Source organism: Streptomyces sp. NPDC056361 (genome assembly GCF_042262805.1).
GTDB lineage: Bacteria > Actinomycetota > Actinomycetes > Streptomycetales > Streptomycetaceae > Streptomyces.
Window position 1 is genome coordinate 1 of record NZ_JBHJQI010000182.1, and the last position, 15,321, is coordinate 15,321.

Genomic DNA, 15,321 nt, shown 5'->3' on the forward strand with positions numbered 1-15,321 from the left:
GCTTCGAAAGCCCCGGCCCTCCGCCGTGTCACCGCGAGGGTGCCACCTCGCTACTTCTTGCGGCCGCGCTTCTCGCGCACCCGGACCGAGATGTGGATCGGGGTGCCCTCGAAGCCGAACTCCTCGCGCAGACGGCGCTCGATGAAGCGGCGGTAGCCGGCCTCGAGGAAGCCCGAGGCGAACAGCACGAAGCGCGGCGGCTTGGTGCCGGCCTGCGTGCCGAAGAGGATGCGGGGCTGCTTGCCGCCGCGGACCGGGTGCGGGTGGGCCGCGACGATCTCGCCGAGGAACGAGTTCAGCCGGCCGGTGGGGACGCGGGTCTCCCAGCCGGCGATGGCGGTCTCGATCGCCGGGACCAGCTTCTCCATGTGGCGGCCGGTCTTGGCGGAGACGTTGACGCGGGGCGCCCAGGCGACCTGCTGCATCTCGGTCTCGATCTCGCGCTCGAGGTAGTAGCGGCGCTCCTCGTCGAGCTCGTCCCACTTGTTGTAGGCGATGACGATGGCGCGGCCCGACTCGACCGCCGTCGTGATGATGCGCTGGTCCTGGACCGAGATGTTGTCGGTGGTGTCGATGAGGATGACGGCCACCTCCGCCTTCTCGATGGCCGCGGCGGTCCGCAGCGAGGCGTAGTAGTCCGCGCCGGCCTGCAGGTGGACCTTCTTGCGGATGCCGGCCGTGTCGACGAACTTCCACGTCACGCCGCCGAGCTCGATGAGCTCGTCGACCGGGTCGCGGGTGGTGCCGGCCAGCTCGTTGACGACCACGCGGTCCTCGCCGGCCACCTTGTTGAGCAGGGAGGACTTGCCGACGTTCGGGCGGCCGATGAGGGCGATGCGGCGGGGGCCGCCCACCGCGTTGCCGAAGCGCTGCTCGGGGGCCTCGGGCAGCTTCCGCAGGACCTCGTCGAGGAGGTCGCCGGTGCCGCGGCCGTGCAGCGAGGAGACGGGGAACGGCTCGCCGAGGCCCAGCGACCACAGCATCGCGGCGTCGGCCTCGCCGGACTGGCCGTCGACCTTGTTCGCGGCGAGGACGACCGGCTTGCCCGCGCGGCGGAGCAGCTTGACGACGGCCTCGTCGGTGTCGGTGGCGCCGACGGTGGCGTCCACGACGAAGAGGCAGGCGTCGGCGGCCTCGATGGCGTACTCGGCCTGGGCGGCGACGGAGGCGTCGATGCCGAGGACGTCCTGCTCCCAGCCGCCCGTGTCGACGACCTTGAAGCGGCGGCCGGCCCACTCGGCCTCGTAGGTGACGCGGTCGCGGGTGACGCCCGGCTTGTCCTCGACGACGGCCTCGCGGCGGCCGATGATGCGGTTCACCAGGGTCGACTTGCCGACGTTCGGGCGGCCGACGACGGCGAGGACGGGGAGCGGGCCGTGCCCGGCCTCCTCGATCGCGCCCTCGACCTCGTCGATGTCGAAGCCTTCTTCCGCGGCGAGCTCCATGAACTCCGCGTACTCGGCGTCGCCAAGTGCCCCGTGGTCGTGCTGGTCGTTCATGAAGTCCGTTCCTTGATCATTCGTGGTCGGTGGGTCCCCGGGCCGCGGGGCCCACTACTGAAAGTCTCGCTCAGCGCCCGGTGAGGCGCCTGGCGTTTTCCAGGTGGGCGGTGAGCCGGTCCTGGATGCGTACGGTGGCCTCGTCGAGCGCCTTGCGGGTACGGCGGCCGGATCCGTCGCCCGCCTCGAAGGCGTCGCCGAAGACGACGTCGACGCGGCCGCGCAGCGGAGGCAGTGTCTTGACCAACCGTCCCCGGCGCTCGGTGCTTCCCAGGACGGCGACCGGGACGATCGGCGCGCCACTGCGGACGGCGAAGTAGGCGAGGCCGGCGCGCAGCGAGGCGAAGTCGCCGTCGCCGCGGGTGCCCTCGGGGAAGATCCCGAGGACGCCGCCCTGCTCCAGGACGCCGAGCGCGTCGCCTATCGCCTTGCGGTCGGTGCCCTCCCGGTCGACCTTGAGCTGCCCGATGCCCTCCAGGAAGCTGCCGAGCGGGCCGACGAACGCCTCCTTCTTGATCAGGAAGTGCACGGGTCGCGGGGCGGTGCCCATGAGCATGGGGCCGTCGATGTTGTGCGCGTGGTTGACGGCGAGGATGGCGGGGCCGGAGGCCGGCACCCGCCAAGCGCCGAGGACGCGCGGCTTCCAGAAGCCGTACATCAGCCCGATGCCGATGCGACGGCCGACGGCGGCGCCCTTCTCGGAGGGCAGGGTCACTTGGCGGCCGTCCGCTTCTCGTCCACGAGCGTCACGACGCACTCGATGACCTGGTCCAGCGTGAGGTCGGTGGTGTCGACCTCCACGGCGTCGTCCGCCTTCGCCAGCGGCGACGTCTTGCGGCTGGAGTCCGCCGCGTCCCGCTTGATCAGCGCTTCCTTCGTCGCGTGCACGTCGACGCCCTTGAGCTCGCCCGAACGGCGCGCGGCACGGGCCTCCGGCGACGCCGTGAGGAAGATCTTCAGGTCGGCGTCGGGCAGCACCGTGGTGCCGATGTCCCGGCCCTCCACGACGATGCCCAGCTCCGCGCCCTTGGCGATGCTCCGCTGGAGCTCGGTGATCAGCGCCCGCACCTCGGGGACGGCGCTCACCGCGCTGACCTTCGACGTGACCTCTTCGGTACGGATCGGGCCGGCCGCGTCCGCGCCGTCCACGGTGATCGTCGGCCGCGCCGGGTCCGTACCGGACACGATGACCGGCTTCCCCGCCGCGTTCGCCACGGCCTCCGCGTCGTGGACGTCCACCCCGTTGCTGATCATCCACCACGTGATCGCCCGGTACTGCGCACCGGTGTCCAGGTAGCTCAGCCCCAACTTGGCGGCGACCGCCTTCGAGGTGCTCGACTTGCCCGTGCCGGAGGGCCCGTCGATGGCGACGATCACGGATTCCACGGTGGGAGTACCTTCCTGGGGTCTGCGGCGGGTCCCGGCGGTCTTGCCATGGCCCCCCACAAGGTTACCGACTCCCCAACCCCCCTCCGGCCCCGCCCGCCCCTGCACCCCCCGCGCCCGCACCCACACCCCGCCACGTCGCCCCGCACCTCGCCACGTCGGCCCGCGCCCGCGCCACGTCGGCCCGCGCGCCGGCCCCGCCGCCCATGTGGGCTGCGCCCACCGCCGAGCCTGCGGCCACCACCCACCGTGTGGGCAATCGTCCCGCAGGGCGGGACGGGTGGGCACACGGGACGGCGCCCTCAGCGGCGCCCCCGCCCCTTGTGCCTGGACCCGCACCTTGAGTGCGCCGCGCATCGGGTTCGGGTTCAGGCGCGGAAGCCTAGGCCCGGCAGGGGGCGCCGTCCGTTGTGCCCACCCGTCCCGCCCCTGGCGGACGATTGCCCACAACGGGGTGGGCCGGGGGTGCGAGGGTGGGCGCCGTCCCAGTGGAACGAATGCCCACAACGGGCGGGGCGCCGTCGCAGCCAGGCGGAGACCACAACGGGGTGGGCACCGCCTCAGCGGAGCGAGTGCCCGCAACGGGCGGGGCGGCGGGGGCCCGCAATGGGGGCGGGCGGTGGAGGTGCGGGCTCGGACCGCCGGGAGGGGTCAGGTCGTGCGGAGGGACCAGCCGCGTTCTTGGAGGGCGGAGGCGAGGACGACCGCGGCGGCCGGCTCGACCATGAGTTGGACGAGCCCCGCCTGCTGCCCGGTCGCGTGCTCGATGCGGACGTCCTCGATGTTGACCCCCGCACGCCCGGCATCGGCGAAGATGCGGGCGAGCTCACCGGGCTGGTCGCTGATGAGGACGGCGACGGTCTCGTAGACGGCGGGGGCGGCACCGTGCTTGCCGGGGACGCGGGCCCGTCCGGCGTTGCCGCGCCGGAGGACGTCCTCGACTCCCGCGGCGCCGTCGCGGCGCTTGTCCTCGTCGGCGGACTGGAGGGAGCGGAGGGCGCGGACGGTCTCGTCGAGGTCGGCGGCGACGCCGGAGAGGACGTCGGCGACGGGGCCGGGGTTGGCGGAGAGGATGTCGATCCACATGCGCGGGTCGGAGGCGGCGATGCGGGTGACGTCGCGGATGCCCTGGCCGCAGAGGCGTACGGCGGACTCGTCGGCCTCTTGGAGGCGCGCGGCGACCATGGAGGACACCAGCTGCGGGGTGTGGGAGACGAGGGCGACGGCCCGGTCGTGGGCGTCGGCGTCCATGACGACGGGGACGGCCCGGCAGAGGGCGACGAGTTCGAGGGCGAGGTTGAGGACCTCGGTGTCGGTGTCGCGGGTGGGGGTGAGGACCCACGGCCGTCCCTCGAAGAGGTCGGGGGTCGCGGCGAGCGGGCCGGACCGCTCCTTGCCGGACATGGGGTGCGTACCGATGTACGAGGTGAGGTCGAGGCCCAGTGCCTCCAGCTCGCGCTTCGGTCCGCCCTTGACGCTGGCCACGTCGAGGTATCCGCGGGCGAGCCCGGCGGTCATGGCGTCGGCGAGGGTGGTGGCGACGTGGGCCGGGGGTACGGCGACGATGGCGAGGTCGACGGGGCCTTCGGGCGCCTCGTCGGTACCGGCGCCGAGCGCGGCGGCGGTGCTGGCGCGCGCGGGGTCGTGGTCGCGGAGGTGGACGGTGACGCCCCGGCCCGCGAGGGCGATGGCGGCGGAGGTGCCGATCAGTCCGGTGCCGATGACGAGGGCTGTTCTCACTGGGCGATGTCCTTGCGCAGGGCGGCCGCGGCGCCGAGGTAGACGTGCGCGATCGCGGACTTGGGCAGGTCGGTCTCGACGTGGGCGAGGAGCCGGACGACCCTGGGCATCGCCCCGTCGATGTCGAGCTCCTGTGCGCAGATCAGGGGGACGTCGACGATCCCGACGTGGCGGGCCGCGGCGGCGGGGAAGTCGCTGTGCAGATCGGGCGTGGCCGTGAACCAGATGCTGATGAGGTCGTCGTGGGTGAGCCCGTTGCGCGTGAGGACGGCGGTGAGCAGCTCTTCGACCTGCTCGCGCATGTGTCCGGCCTCGTCCCGTTCGAGCTGGACGGCTCCTCGGACCGCTCGTACCGCCACGTCGTGCTCCTTCGCCTGCGTCAAGTGCTCCGTTCAGCCTAGTCAGCGGTGGGGTCGGCGCGTCGCGGCGCCCGCCCTCCGAGACGTGCGGGGCGGAGGGCGGCCGCCGGCCGGGTCAGAGCTGCTGCTGCCGGATGATGTCCTCGAGGGAGCCGCCTTGGGGCAGCGAGCCGTTCGGGGTCAGCTTGTCGACGGCCTGCGGCAGGGACCTGGCGATCTCGTCGGCGGCTTCCTGCGGGCTGACTCCGGCTTCCGCCGCGGCCTTCCGGAGGGTGTCGTCGGGGAGGGCTTCGGCGATCTGGGCGCCGCTGACGGGCTGGTTGTCGCCGGTGCCGATCCAGGACTGGGCCTGGTCGGCGAGGCCGGACCTGGTGAGCATGTCGAGGAGGCCGCCGAGCGGGTTCGAGCCGTTTCCGCCTCCGCCGCCGCTCCCGCCGCCCGCGAGGGCGCCGAGCAGGGAGCCGAGGAGGCCGCCGGCACCGCCGGCACCTCCGGCGCCCTGTCCGCCGCCTCCGAGGAGGCCGCCGAGGAGACTGCCGAGGTCGTTTCCCGCCATGGTTGTGCCTTTCGTCCGGTACGGAACACGCTCAATGTCACCTGAACCCGGATGTTCCGCCACTCGGTGTACACACCGGGACGCGCCGGCCGGAGAGGCGGTGCCCGGCGTCCGCATCGGAGGACGCACCGGGGGACGCACCGGCCTGGGCGGGCAGCGGGGTGGAACCGGCGGCGGGGTAGAACTGTCGGATGCTGCTGCACGTCGTACCGCTGGCCGACTGGTCCGCCGCCCCCGAGGCGCCCGATGCCCCCTACGCCCCGCCGTCGCTCGCCGCCGAGGGCTTCGTCCACTGCTCCGCTGACGAGGCCTCGGCCCTGGCGGTCGCGGACGCGCGCTACCGGGCCGTGCCCGGCCCGCTCCTGGTGCTCGTGATCGACGAGTCCCGGCTGGGCGGGGAGGTCCGCTGGGAGGGTTCGGGGGACGTGCTCTTCCCGCATGTCTACGGACCGGTCGAGCGGGCGGCGGTGACGTCGGTCCTCGAGGTGCGGCGGGACGCGGACGGCCGTGCGAGGGAGCTGTTCCCCCGCGCGTAGGCGTGTTGCGGGCCCGGGCGGCGGGCCCGGCGCCAAGCTGGCCCGTATGACTTCACGCGCTACGAAACGCCGTACCGTCCTCTTCGCCGCCGCGGCCCTGACGACGGGCTGCGGCTCGGACGGCGGGGGCGACGGCGGCACGGCCACGACCACCGGCGCCCCGGCCACGCCGTCCGGTCCGGCCGCCACCACCGCCGCGGAGTCCACGCCGGCCGCCACGAGCACGACGGGCGGGGCCGGCCCCGTGCTGGCGAAGACGTCGGACATCCCGGTCGGCGGGGGCACGGTCTTCACCGAGGAGAAGGTCGTCGTGACCCAGCCCGAGGCGGGTGAGTTCAAGGCGTTCTCCGCGGTCTGCACGCATCAGGGCTGTCTGGTGAACAAGGTCGCGGACGGCACCATCGACTGCCCCTGCCACGGTTCCAAGTACCGCATCGCCGACGGTTCGGTGGCGGCGGGACCGGCTCCCCGTCCGCTGCCCGCCGAGCAGATTATTGTCTCGGGGGAGACGATCACCCTCGCGTAACCTGCCCGGCATGACTCCGGACGAGCTGGTGCGCGAGCACACGATCTACTCCTGCGTGATGGGCTCGCGCGCCTTCGGCCTCGCGACCGAGGGCAGCGACACCGACGTCCGGGGCGTCTATCTCGCCCCGACGCCGCTGTTCTGGCACTTCGAGAAGCCGCCCGCCCATGTGGAGGGGCCGGGCGAGGAGCAGTTCAGCTGGGAGCTGGAGCGCTTCTGCGAGCTGGCCCTGCGCAACAACCCGAACGTCCTGGAGTGCCTCCACTCCCCCGTCGTCGAGTACGTCGACGACCTCGGCCGCGAACTCCTCTCGCTGCGCACCGCCTTCCTCTCCCGCCGGGCCCACCAGACGTTCGTCCGCTACGCGGGCGGCCAGCGCCGCAAGCTCGACGCGGACGTCCGCCAGTACGGCCACCCCCGCTGGAAGCACGCCATGCACCTGCTCAGGCTCCTGACCAGCTGCCGCGACCTCCTGCGCACCGGCGAGCTCCGCATCGGCGTCGGGGAGGAGCGCGACCGCCTCCTCGAGGTCAAGCGGGGCGAGGTGCCCTGGTCCGAGGTCGAGTCCTGGATGAACCGCCTCCAGGACGAGGCCGACCGCGCCCACGACTCGACCCCGCTCCCGGACGCCCCCGACCACGCGCGCGTGCAGGACTTCCTGATCCGCGCCCGCCGGGCGTCGGCCCTCGCCGAGCTCTAGGCCCCGTCCGGAGACCGCCCGCCCCCCGCTTCCTGGGAGGGACCTAGCGGGTGCTCAGCCTCGCTCGTACGACGAGGTCGTGCAGCGCGTCCTGGACGTGCGCGGCCTCCGGGAGCGCCGAGGTCGCCTGGGCCTCGTCCAGGAGCCCGTGCAGGGCCTCCGTCTCGGCGCGTACGTCCGCGACGGCCACCTCCGCGCGCCCGTGCTCGGCCTCGGTCTTCGCCGCGACGAGGTCGGTCAGCCGGGCGGGCGCCTCGGCCACCTCGCCGGCGAGGGTCGGCAGGTGGGCCTGGACCTCGCCCGAGCGCATCAGGTGGATGCCGGTGAGCAGCGCCCGGTAGGTGTAGAGCAGCGGCTTGAGTTCGCCGCTGCTCTCGAAGAGCCGCCACTGCGTCCCGGCGAAGCCCCGGTAGTGGTGCGCGTGGTGACGGGTGAGCACCCGGGGCACGAGGGAGACCAGCTCCGCGTGGGTGTCCGTGGTGTGGGCCACGAGCGGCGAGGTCAGCTGCTCCAGGACGTAGCCGTTGCGGCGCAGCATCAGCCGGGCGAACTTCCGCAGGTCGTGGGTGACGAGGTCCATCTCGACGCCGTCCCGGTCCCACATCCTGCTGCGGGTCTCCTCCGGCTCGCGGAGGCCTATGAGGGCGTCCACGGGCAGCAGGTGCGCGCCGCGCAGGTCCACGTCCGAGTCGCGGGACGGGAAGCCGTAGAGGTGCGCGCCGGAGACCGTCGCGAAGAGCAGCGGGTCGGGCTGTTCCGCGACGACGGCGGAGAGGTCCAGGTCCAGGGTGAGCGTCATGGGTCAAGCGTCCCAGAGCGCGCCGAAGGTCAGCAGGTCGCTCCGGTACTCGACGCTCTCCGCCCACTCCTTCGGCCACGCGTCGGCGCCGAGGTGGGCGCCGGCGAAGGCGCCCGCGAGGGAGGCGATCGAGTCGGAGTCGCCGCGGGTGCAGGCGGCGCGGCGCAGCGCGGTGAGGGGCTCCTCGGGGAAGAGCAGGAAGCAGAGCAGCCCGGTCGCGAGGGCCTCCTCTGCGATCCAGCCGTCGCCGGTGTACTCGCAGGGGTCGAGCTCCGGGTCCGCCGTGCGCTGGACGGCGTCGAGGCGTTCCAGGACGGCCAGGCACTCGTCCCAGCCGCGCTGGACGAAGTGGAGGGCGGACGGGTCCTGGGAGCGGGTCCACAGGTCGCCGAGCCACTGCTCGTGGTAGCGGGAGCGGTTCTCGTACGCGTACGAACGGAGCTGTCCGACGAGCCCGGCCGGGTCCACGCCCTGCGCGAGCAGGTACACGGCGCGGGCGGTGAGGTCGGAGGCGGCGAGCGCGGTCGGGTGACCGTGGGTCAGCGCCGACTGGAGCTGCGCGGCGCCCGCCCGCTGCTCCTCGCTGAGCCCGGGGACGAGCCCGATGGGCGCGACCCGCATGTTGGCGCCGCAGCCCTTGGAGTGGATCTGGCTGGCGTCCTGCCAGAGCCGGTCGCCGTCGAGGAGCCCGCAGGCGGTCAGGCAGGTGTTGCCGGGGGCCCGGTTGTTCTCCGGGTCGTGGTACCAGGCGACGAACTCGGCGCGGACGGGCCCGGCGAGCGCGTGCGGGGAGAGCACCTCCCGGTCCATGGCCGTGCGGATGCCACGGGCGAAGGCGAGGGTCATCTGGGTGTCGTCGGTGACGCGGCCGGTGTCGGGAAGTGCCATCCGCCGCCAGGGGCCGAACCAGCTGATGATCAGCGGGACATCGCTGAACTCCGTGGGCCGGCCCAGCGCGTCGCCGAGCGCGAGCCCGATCAGGGAGCCCGTCGCGGCCTGCTTGGTCGCGTGTCGTGCGAGGTTCATGCGGGGCGTCCTTCCGGTCGCAGGAGGGGCGGGTGGAGGGTGGTGGCGTCGCCCGCCCGGTAGAGGGCGGCCGGTTTTCCCCGTCCACCGGTGAGGCGCGGAGGTCCTTCCACGGCCTGGACGAAGCCGGGCGTGGCGAGGACCTTGCGCCGGAAGTTGGGGCGGTCGAGTTCGACGCCCCAGACCGTCTCGTAGACCTGCCGCAGCTCGCCGAGGGTGAACTCGGACGGGCAGAAGGCGGTGGCGAGGCAGGTGTACTCCAGCTTGGCGCCGACCCGGTCGTGGGCGTCGGCGAGGATCCGGTCGTGGTCGAAGGCGAGCGGGCCGTGTGTCCCGTACGGAATCCAGCGGGCCTGGGCCGCGTCGCCGCCGCCGCGCGGTTCCGGCGGGTCCGGTACGAGGGCGGTGAAGGCCACGGAGACGACCCGCATCCTCGGGTCGCGGTCCGGGTCGCTGTAGGTGCGGAGCTGTTCGAGGTGGAGGCCGGCGACGGTGGCGCCGGAGAGGCCGGTCTCTTCGGCGAGTTCGCGGCGGGCGGCGAGTTCTGCGGACTCGCGGGGCAGCACGAAGCCGCCGGGCAGGGCCCAGGATCCGGCGTACGGCGACGTGCCGCGCTCGACGAGGAGGACGTGGAGGCGCTCCTCGCGGACGGTGAGGACGGCGAGGTCGACGGTGACGGCGAACGGCTCGAAGGCGCGGGGGTCGTACCCCTCGGGGATCTCGTGGACCTCGGGGGTCTCAGGGATCTCGAGGCTCTCGTGGACCTCGGGGATCTCGTGGTCCTCGGGGATCTCGTGGTCCTCGGGGATCTCGGGGATCTCGGGGCGGGTCATCGACGCTCCGGCAGGGGGTCCGCGAGCTGCGGGCCCTCGGCGAGGAGGGCGTCGACGGCGGCGACGGCGGTCGCGAGCCGCTCCTCGTGGGGGCCGGTGAGGACGGCCGTGCGGCGGCCGGTGTGGGCGAGCTGGGTGAGGAACCGGGCGGTCATCCAGGGCCGCAGGTGTTCCCCGTCGCGCAGTCCGTCGTCCTCGAAGTCGACGCCCCGGTGGTCGGTGAGCAGCCAGAGGTGCTGTCGGCCGCGGGCGGCGATCTCGCCGGTGTCGGGGCTGGTGGTGCCCATGTACCGCTCGTGCCAGATGGTGGTGGCGAAGGCGTCGGTGTCGCAGAAGAGGACGGGTGAGCCGTCGCGGGCGGCCTCCTCCTCCAGTTCGGCCTGGCGCTGGGCGATGACGGGGAAGTCGGAGGAGCGGAAGGCGACGTCGGACCAGGTGGCGCCGGGCCGTTCGGCGCGGAGTTCGGCGAGTTTGAGTTCGCTGTACTCGCGCCCGTACTCCGGTACGTACCGGGTGCGGGCCCAGACGCCGCCGCGCCGCCGGTAGTGGTCGGCGAGCGCGAGGGCCAGGGTGGTGGTGCCGGTGGACTCGGCGCCGAGGACGACGATCCGGCGGGTGAGGGCGGCCCGTACGGGGGGTTCCAGGAAGTCCCAGCAGCCGGCGGGGTCCGCGCGGACGGCGGTGCCGGAGACGGGGAAGCGGGTTCGCTCGGGGTCGACGAGGACGGACTCGGCGCCGAAGCGGCGGCCGAGCTCCTCCCCGTACGGCTCGGAGGTGAAGACCGCGTCGACGCGTTCGGGGACGGCGGCCCGGAAGACGGCCATGTGGGCGGCCCACACGTCGGGGTCGTGCAGGTCGACGGGGACGTCGTCGACGGCGCCCACGACGAGGACGTCGGGGTGGACCTCGCGCATCCAGGCGACCCGGTCCTCCAGCGGGAGGCTCTCCACGGAGGAGGCGCAGACGAGGACGGTGAGGCGCTCGCAGCGGTCGCGCGCGGTGCGGACGAGGTGGTGGTGGCCGGCGTGCGGCGGATAGAACTTGCCGAGGACGAGGCCGTGGCCGTGGCGCTTCACGCGGTCGCTCCCACGGGTCGTCCGGCACCGGCGAGGTCCCGGGTCCAGCCGCGCAGGCCGATGACGCAGAGCGTCATGAAGCCGACGTACAGCAGGGAGGTCAGGTAGAGCTCCTTGTAGGCGTACAGCGGTACGTAGACGACGTCGGCGGCGATCCACAGCCACCAGGACTCCACCAGCTTGCGGCACTGGCCGTAGGTGGCCGCCAGGGAGAGCACGGTCGTGAGGGCGTCCCAGAAGGGGACGGTCGAGTCGGTGACGCGGTCGAGCAGGAGGGTGAGGGCGAGGGTCCCCACCACCCCCGCCGCGAGCAGCCACGTCCACTCGGTGCGCGTGGTGCGGCGCACCGGGAGGGCGTCGGAGCCTGGTCCACCCCCGTGGGTCCAGGTCCACCAGCCGTACACGGCGAGGGTGATGAAGACGATCTGGAGGCCGGCGTCGGCGTAGAGCCCGGCCTGGGCGAACAGCAGGACGAAGAAGAGGTTGTTGGCGATGCCGATGGGCCAGTTGGCCACGTGCTGGCGGGCGACGAGCCAGACGCACAGCGCGCCGCTGCCGAATCCCAGCACCTCGGTCCAGCTGACCGGGGTGTCGAGGACGGTGAGGAGCGGCTGCTGCAGGGGTTCGAGGATGTTCGCGAGGCTCACGCCCGCCTCCTTAAGAGTCATGTTGACTATAAAGGCGGACGGGCCGCGGCCACAAGGCCCGTCGCACGACGAAGCCCGCGGCCGCCGGGGCGGTCGCGGGCTTCGTCGGGTACGGCGGGGAGCCCTACATGCCGACTTCCTTCATCAGCATGCCGACCTCGGTGTTGGTGAGGCGGCGCAGCCAGCCCGACTTCTGGTCGCCCAGGGAGATCGGGCCGAAGGCGGTGCGGACCAGCTTCTCGACCGGGAAGCCGGCCTCGGCCAGCATGCGGCGCACGATGTGCTTGCGGCCCTCGTGCAGGGTGACCTCGACCAGGTAGTTCTTGCCGGTCTGCTCGACCACGCGGAAGTGGTCGGCGCGGGCGTAGCCGTCCTCCAGCTGGATGCCGTCCTTGAGCCGCTTGCCGACCTCGCGGGGCAGCGGGCCGGTGATGGCGGCCAGGTAGGTCTTCTTCACGCCGTACTTCGGGTGCGTGAGGCGGTGGGCCAGCTCACCGTGGTTGGTGAGCAGGATGATGCCCTCGGTCTCCGTGTCGAGCCGGCCGACGTGGAACAGCCGGGTCTCGCGGTTGTTGACGTAGTCGCCGAGGCACTGGCGGCCGTCCGGGTCCTCCATGGTGGAGACGACGCCGGCCGGCTTGTTCAGCGCGAAGAACAGGTGGGACTGGGTGGCGACGGTCAGGCCGTCCACCTTGATCTCGTCCTTCTCCGGGTCGACGCGCTTGCCCTGCTCCAGGACGACCTCGCCGTTGACCTCGACGCGGGCCTGCTCGATGAGCTCCTCGCAGGCGCGGCGCGAGCCCATGCCGGCGCGGGCGAGGACCTTCTGCAGACGCTCGCCCTCCTGCTCGGCGCCCGGGAAGGTCTTGGGGGTCTTGATCTGCGGCCGGTTCTCGTACCGCTCCCGGTTGCGCTGCTCGATCTTGGCGTCGAGCTCGCGCGAGCGGGCCGGGGCCTGCCGCTGCCCGTGCGGGCCGCGACGGGGCGGGGTGCCGCCCTGAGGGGCCTTGGGGCCGCCCTTGGCGCCACCGCGGGCCGCGGCGCCGCGACCCTTCTTCGGGGCCTCGGAGGGGCCGCCCACGTCGTAGGAGCGCTCCTCGGGGCGCGGCCGACGCGGGTTGCTCGGGCGCCGGTCGTCGCGGCCACCGCCGCCACCACCCTGGTAGCCGCCACCGGAGCCGCCCTGGTAACCGCCGCCGGAGCCGCTGCCACCCGAGCCACCGCGGTAGCCACCGCCGCCGGAGCCGCTGCCACCGGAGCCGCCCCGGTAGCCACCGCCACCGGAGCCGCTGCCACCCGAGCCGCCGCGGTAGCCGCCACCGCCGGAGCCGCTGCCACCGGAGCCCCGGTAACCGCCGCCGCCGCCGGAGCCGCTGCCACCACGGCCGCCGCCGCTGCTGCCGCCGCGGCCGCCGCTGTTGCCACCACGGCTCCCGCCGTTGTTTCCGCTGCTGTTCCTGCCGCTGCTGCTTCGCATCAAACTTCCGTCTTGTCGTCGTCCTCACGATCCGGTGCATCCGGATCGAACGAAGGAACCCCTTCCAGCGAGTCCGGCTCGACCGCCTCCGCCTCGGGGAGGAAGGGCGCGAGCTCGGGGAGTTCGTCCAGGCCCCGCAGGCCCATCCGCTCCAGGAAGTAGTTCGTCGTCCTGTACAGGATCGCACCTGTTTCGGGTTCCGCGCCCGCCTCCTCCACCAGACCGCGCTGGAGGAGGGTCCGCATCACGCCGTCGCAGTTGACCCCGCGGACCGCGGAGACCCGTGAACGGCTGACCGGCTGGCGGTACGCGACGACCGCGAGGGTCTCCAGGGCCGCCTGGGTGAGCCGGGCCTGCTGCCCGTCCAGCACGAAGGCCTCGACGGCCGCGGCGTGGGCGGGGCGGGAGTAGTACCGCCAGCCGCCGGCCACCCTCCGCAGCTCGAAGCCGCGGCCCTGGACGGTGTACTCGTCGGCCAGCTCGTGCAGGGCGTCGGCCACCTCGCGCGGGGTGCGCTCCAGGACCTTGGCGAGGTGGGCCTCGGTGGCGGGCTCGTCGACGACCATGAGGACGGCTTCGAGGGCGGGCTTGAGGTCGCTCACGCGGTGGCCTCCTGGTCGAATTCGTCGGTCACGGCACCGGACGGGTCCGTCTCCCCGCCGGTCCAGGAGACCGTGAGGTCCCCCAGGGCGGTCTCCTGGTCGAGGGCGACGGCCTTCTCCCGGTAGAGCTCCAGGAGGGCGAGGAAGCGGGCGACGACGGTGAGGGTGTCGCCGGCGTCCTCGATCAGCTCGCGGAAGACCGCCGTCCCCCGCTCCCGCAGCAGCGCGACGACCACGGCGGCCTGCTCCCGGACGCTGACGAGCGGGGCGTGGATGTGGTCGACGTACACCTGTGGCTCGGGCTTGGGCCGCATGGCCTTGACCGCCAGCTTCGCGAAGCCCTCGGCGCCGATGGAGATGACCACCTCGGGCAGCAGCTCGGCGTGGTGCGGTTCCAGTCCGACGGTACGGGGATGGCGGCGGCCCTCGGTCTCCCACCGCTCCTCGAAGATCGCCGCGATGCGCTTGTACGCGCGGTACTGGAGGAGCCGGGCGAACAGCAGGTCGCGGGCCTCCAGGAGCGCGAGGTCCGCCTCGTCCTCCACCTCTGCGGCGGGCAGCAGCCGGGCCGCCTTCAGATCGAGCAGGGTGGCGGCGACCACGAGGAACTCGGTGGTCTGGTCGAGGTCGCCGTCCGGCCCCAGCGCGCGCAGGTGCGCCATGAACTCGTCGGTCACCTGCGACAGCGCCACCTCGGTGACGTCGAGCTTGTGCTTGGTGATCAGCTGCAGGAGCAGGTCGAACGGCCCCTCGAAGTTCGCCAGCCGCACGGTGAACCGCCCGCCCCCGGCATCGGCGGACTCGCCCACCGGCTCGGGCACCGCGGCGGGCTCGGGCACCACGACGGGCTCGGGCTCGACGACCGGATCGGGCACCACGATCAGGTCCGGCTCCACGACGGGCTCGGGCACGACGACCGCATCCGGCTCCACGACGGACTCCGCGGACACGAACCCCGTGGATACGGGCTCCACGGACACGAGCCCCGTGGATACGGGCTCCGCGGACACGGGCCCCATGGATACCGGCTCCACGGACACGGGCTCCACGGCCGGTGCGGGGTCCGGCTCGCCCGGGCCGCGGCCCAGGAGGCGGCGGCGCGGCGGGCGGGACGTTTCGTCAGAGGCGTGGTGCATGGGATCCAGGGAGAGCGGGGAAGCGCGGCAGCCCGCAGGCTACCGTCAGCGGCCGCGCAGGCGGCGCACGAGGATGCTCGCGTCGCCGCGGGACTCCAGGTCCGCCAGGACGACCGCGACGGCCTCCCGGACGATCCTGCCCCGGTCGACGGCGAGACCGTGCTCACCGCGGAGCACCAGCCGGGCGTGCTCCAGGTCCATCAGCTCCTCGGCGGAGACGTAGACCGTGATCTTCTCGTCGTGGCGCTCGCGGCCGCTGGGCCGCCGGTTCGGGGTACGGCCGCCGCGCCGCCGGGCGGCTGCCGGGGCGGGGACCGCCGCGGCGGGCGCCGCCTTCGGAGCGGGGCTCTCGGGCTCCGCCGTCCGGGCTCGCGGTTCGGCCGCCTCGGCGTCGGCGGCCGCGTGCTCCGCGGAGCCCTCGGC

The 15,321-nt window shown here is 73.4% G+C and carries 18 protein-coding genes; 3 read left to right on the plus strand and 15 right to left on the minus strand.

The features are described from left to right. Nucleotides 1-50: 50 nt before the first annotated feature. From der to ACFCY7_RS36165, 6 genes are all read right to left on the minus strand, one after another. Complete coding sequence (gene der / locus ACFCY7_RS36140) at nt 51-1,499, minus strand: ribosome biogenesis GTPase Der (protein WP_376490312.1); 1,449 nt, start codon at nt 1,497-1,499, stop codon at nt 51-53. Between the two features lie 70 nt (nt 1,500-1,569). Further along, complete coding sequence (locus tag ACFCY7_RS36145; RefSeq protein ID WP_376490327.1) at nt 1,570-2,157, minus strand: lysophospholipid acyltransferase family protein; 588 nt, start codon at nt 2,155-2,157, stop codon at nt 1,570-1,572. Between the two features lie 53 nt (nt 2,158-2,210). Next, nucleotides 2,211-2,876, minus strand: a complete 666-nt coding sequence (cmk, locus tag ACFCY7_RS36150; RefSeq protein WP_376490328.1) for a (d)CMP kinase — start codon at nt 2,874-2,876, stop codon at nt 2,211-2,213. 660 nt (nt 2,877-3,536) lie between these two features. After that, nucleotides 3,537-4,625, minus strand: coding sequence for a prephenate dehydrogenase (locus tag ACFCY7_RS36155; RefSeq protein ID WP_376490313.1), 1,089 nt, complete (start codon nt 4,623-4,625; stop codon nt 3,537-3,539). Further along, nucleotides 4,622-4,984 (minus strand): chorismate mutase, encoded by a 363-nt coding sequence (gene aroH, locus ACFCY7_RS36160; RefSeq protein WP_376490314.1) that lies wholly within the window; start codon nt 4,982-4,984, stop codon nt 4,622-4,624. The genes ACFCY7_RS36155 and aroH overlap by 4 nt, the downstream gene beginning before the upstream one ends. Before the next feature lie 115 nt (nt 4,985-5,099). Next, nucleotides 5,100-5,540 (minus strand): YidB family protein, encoded by a 441-nt coding sequence (locus ACFCY7_RS36165; protein WP_376490315.1) that lies wholly within the window; start codon nt 5,538-5,540, stop codon nt 5,100-5,102. 191 nt (nt 5,541-5,731) lie between these two features. Between ACFCY7_RS36165 and ACFCY7_RS36170 the strand changes: the two genes are divergently transcribed. From ACFCY7_RS36170 to ACFCY7_RS36180, 3 genes are read left to right on the plus strand one after another with little or no spacing between them, the layout of a single operon-like run. Then, entirely contained in the window at nt 5,732-6,076 is a 345-nt protein-coding gene (locus ACFCY7_RS36170) for a DUF952 domain-containing protein (RefSeq protein WP_376490316.1), read from the plus strand. Between the two features lie 46 nt (nt 6,077-6,122). Further along, on the plus strand, nt 6,123-6,602 hold the full coding sequence (locus ACFCY7_RS36175) for a Rieske (2Fe-2S) protein (protein ID WP_376490317.1): 480 nt from the start codon (nt 6,123-6,125) through the stop codon (nt 6,600-6,602). A gap of 10 nt (nt 6,603-6,612) precedes the next feature. Further along, entirely contained in the window at nt 6,613-7,302 is a 690-nt protein-coding gene (locus ACFCY7_RS36180; RefSeq protein WP_376490318.1) for a DNA polymerase beta superfamily protein, read from the plus strand. 43 nt (nt 7,303-7,345) lie between these two features. Here the strand turns inward: ACFCY7_RS36180 and ACFCY7_RS36185 are convergent, their stop codons facing one another. The 9 genes from ACFCY7_RS36185 to ACFCY7_RS36225 form a co-directional block, all read right to left on the minus strand. Beyond that, nucleotides 7,346-8,101 (minus strand): DNA polymerase beta superfamily protein, encoded by a 756-nt coding sequence (locus ACFCY7_RS36185; protein WP_376490319.1) that lies wholly within the window; start codon nt 8,099-8,101, stop codon nt 7,346-7,348. Nucleotides 8,102-8,104: 3 nt separating this feature from the next. Then, complete coding sequence (locus ACFCY7_RS36190; protein ID WP_376490320.1) at nt 8,105-9,127, minus strand: ADP-ribosylglycohydrolase family protein; 1,023 nt, start codon at nt 9,125-9,127, stop codon at nt 8,105-8,107. Beyond that, a complete protein-coding gene (locus ACFCY7_RS36195) occupies nt 9,124-9,960 on the minus strand; it encodes an NUDIX domain-containing protein (protein ID WP_376490321.1) in 837 nt (278 codons plus the stop codon). Before ACFCY7_RS36195 ends, ACFCY7_RS36190 begins: the two co-directional genes overlap by 4 nt. After that, the gene (locus ACFCY7_RS36200) at nt 9,957-11,036 is read right to left on the minus strand and encodes an AAA family ATPase (RefSeq protein ID WP_376490322.1); all 1,080 of its coding nucleotides are present in this window, start codon (nt 11,034-11,036) and stop codon (nt 9,957-9,959) included. The genes ACFCY7_RS36195 and ACFCY7_RS36200 overlap by 4 nt, the downstream gene beginning before the upstream one ends. Further along, on the minus strand, nt 11,033-11,683 hold the full coding sequence (pnuC, locus tag ACFCY7_RS36205; RefSeq protein WP_376490323.1) for a nicotinamide riboside transporter PnuC: 651 nt from the start codon (nt 11,681-11,683) through the stop codon (nt 11,033-11,035). The genes ACFCY7_RS36200 and pnuC overlap by 4 nt, the downstream gene beginning before the upstream one ends. Before the next feature lie 124 nt (nt 11,684-11,807). Then, complete coding sequence (locus ACFCY7_RS36210; RefSeq protein ID WP_376490324.1) at nt 11,808-13,160, minus strand: pseudouridine synthase; 1,353 nt, start codon at nt 13,158-13,160, stop codon at nt 11,808-11,810. Beyond that, nucleotides 13,160-13,726, minus strand: coding sequence for an SMC-Scp complex subunit ScpB (scpB, locus tag ACFCY7_RS36215; RefSeq protein ID WP_051787827.1), 567 nt, complete (start codon nt 13,724-13,726; stop codon nt 13,160-13,162). Before scpB ends, ACFCY7_RS36210 begins: the two co-directional genes overlap by 1 nt. Before the next feature lie 32 nt (nt 13,727-13,758). After that, nucleotides 13,759-14,898: a segregation and condensation protein A gene (locus ACFCY7_RS36220; protein WP_376490325.1), complete on the minus strand. Its 1,140-nt coding sequence runs from the start codon at nt 14,896-14,898 to the stop codon at nt 13,759-13,761. Nucleotides 14,899-14,943: 45 nt separating this feature from the next. Continuing rightward, on the minus strand, nt 14,944-15,321 hold a 378-nt coding region (locus tag ACFCY7_RS36225; RefSeq protein ID WP_376490326.1), incomplete at its 5' end, for a hypothetical protein.

Excerpts from the sequence above, each read along its gene's own strand:
- ACFCY7_RS36210 (WP_376490324.1), bottom strand. The coding sequence starts at position 13,160 with ATGCGAAGCAGCAGCGGCAGGAACAGCAGCGGAAACAACGGCGGGAGC.
- ACFCY7_RS36195 (WP_376490321.1), bottom strand. The coding sequence starts at position 9,960 with ATGACCCGCCCCGAGATCCCCGAGATCCCCGAGGACCACGAGATCCCC.
- ACFCY7_RS36185 (WP_376490319.1), bottom strand. The coding sequence starts at position 8,101 with ATGACGCTCACCCTGGACCTGGACCTCTCCGCCGTCGTCGCGGAACAG.
- ACFCY7_RS36180 (WP_376490318.1), top strand. The coding sequence starts at position 6,613 with ATGACTCCGGACGAGCTGGTGCGCGAGCACACGATCTACTCCTGCGTG.
- ACFCY7_RS36145 (WP_376490327.1), bottom strand. The coding sequence starts at position 2,157 with ATGTACGGCTTCTGGAAGCCGCGCGTCCTCGGCGCTTGGCGGGTGCCG.
- ACFCY7_RS36190 (WP_376490320.1), bottom strand. The coding sequence starts at position 9,127 with ATGAACCTCGCACGACACGCGACCAAGCAGGCCGCGACGGGCTCCCTG.
- scpB (WP_051787827.1), bottom strand. The coding sequence starts at position 13,726 with ATGGTCGTCGACGAGCCCGCCACCGAGGCCCACCTCGCCAAGGTCCTG.
- ACFCY7_RS36175 (WP_376490317.1), top strand. The coding sequence starts at position 6,123 with ATGACTTCACGCGCTACGAAACGCCGTACCGTCCTCTTCGCCGCCGCG.
- ACFCY7_RS36170 (WP_376490316.1), top strand. The coding sequence starts at position 5,732 with ATGCTGCTGCACGTCGTACCGCTGGCCGACTGGTCCGCCGCCCCCGAG.
- ACFCY7_RS36165 (WP_376490315.1), bottom strand. The coding sequence starts at position 5,540 with ATGGCGGGAAACGACCTCGGCAGTCTCCTCGGCGGCCTCCTCGGAGGC.
- der (WP_376490312.1), bottom strand. The coding sequence starts at position 1,499 with ATGAACGACCAGCACGACCACGGGGCACTTGGCGACGCCGAGTACGCG.
- ACFCY7_RS36220 (WP_376490325.1), bottom strand. The coding sequence starts at position 14,898 with ATGCACCACGCCTCTGACGAAACGTCCCGCCCGCCGCGCCGCCGCCTC.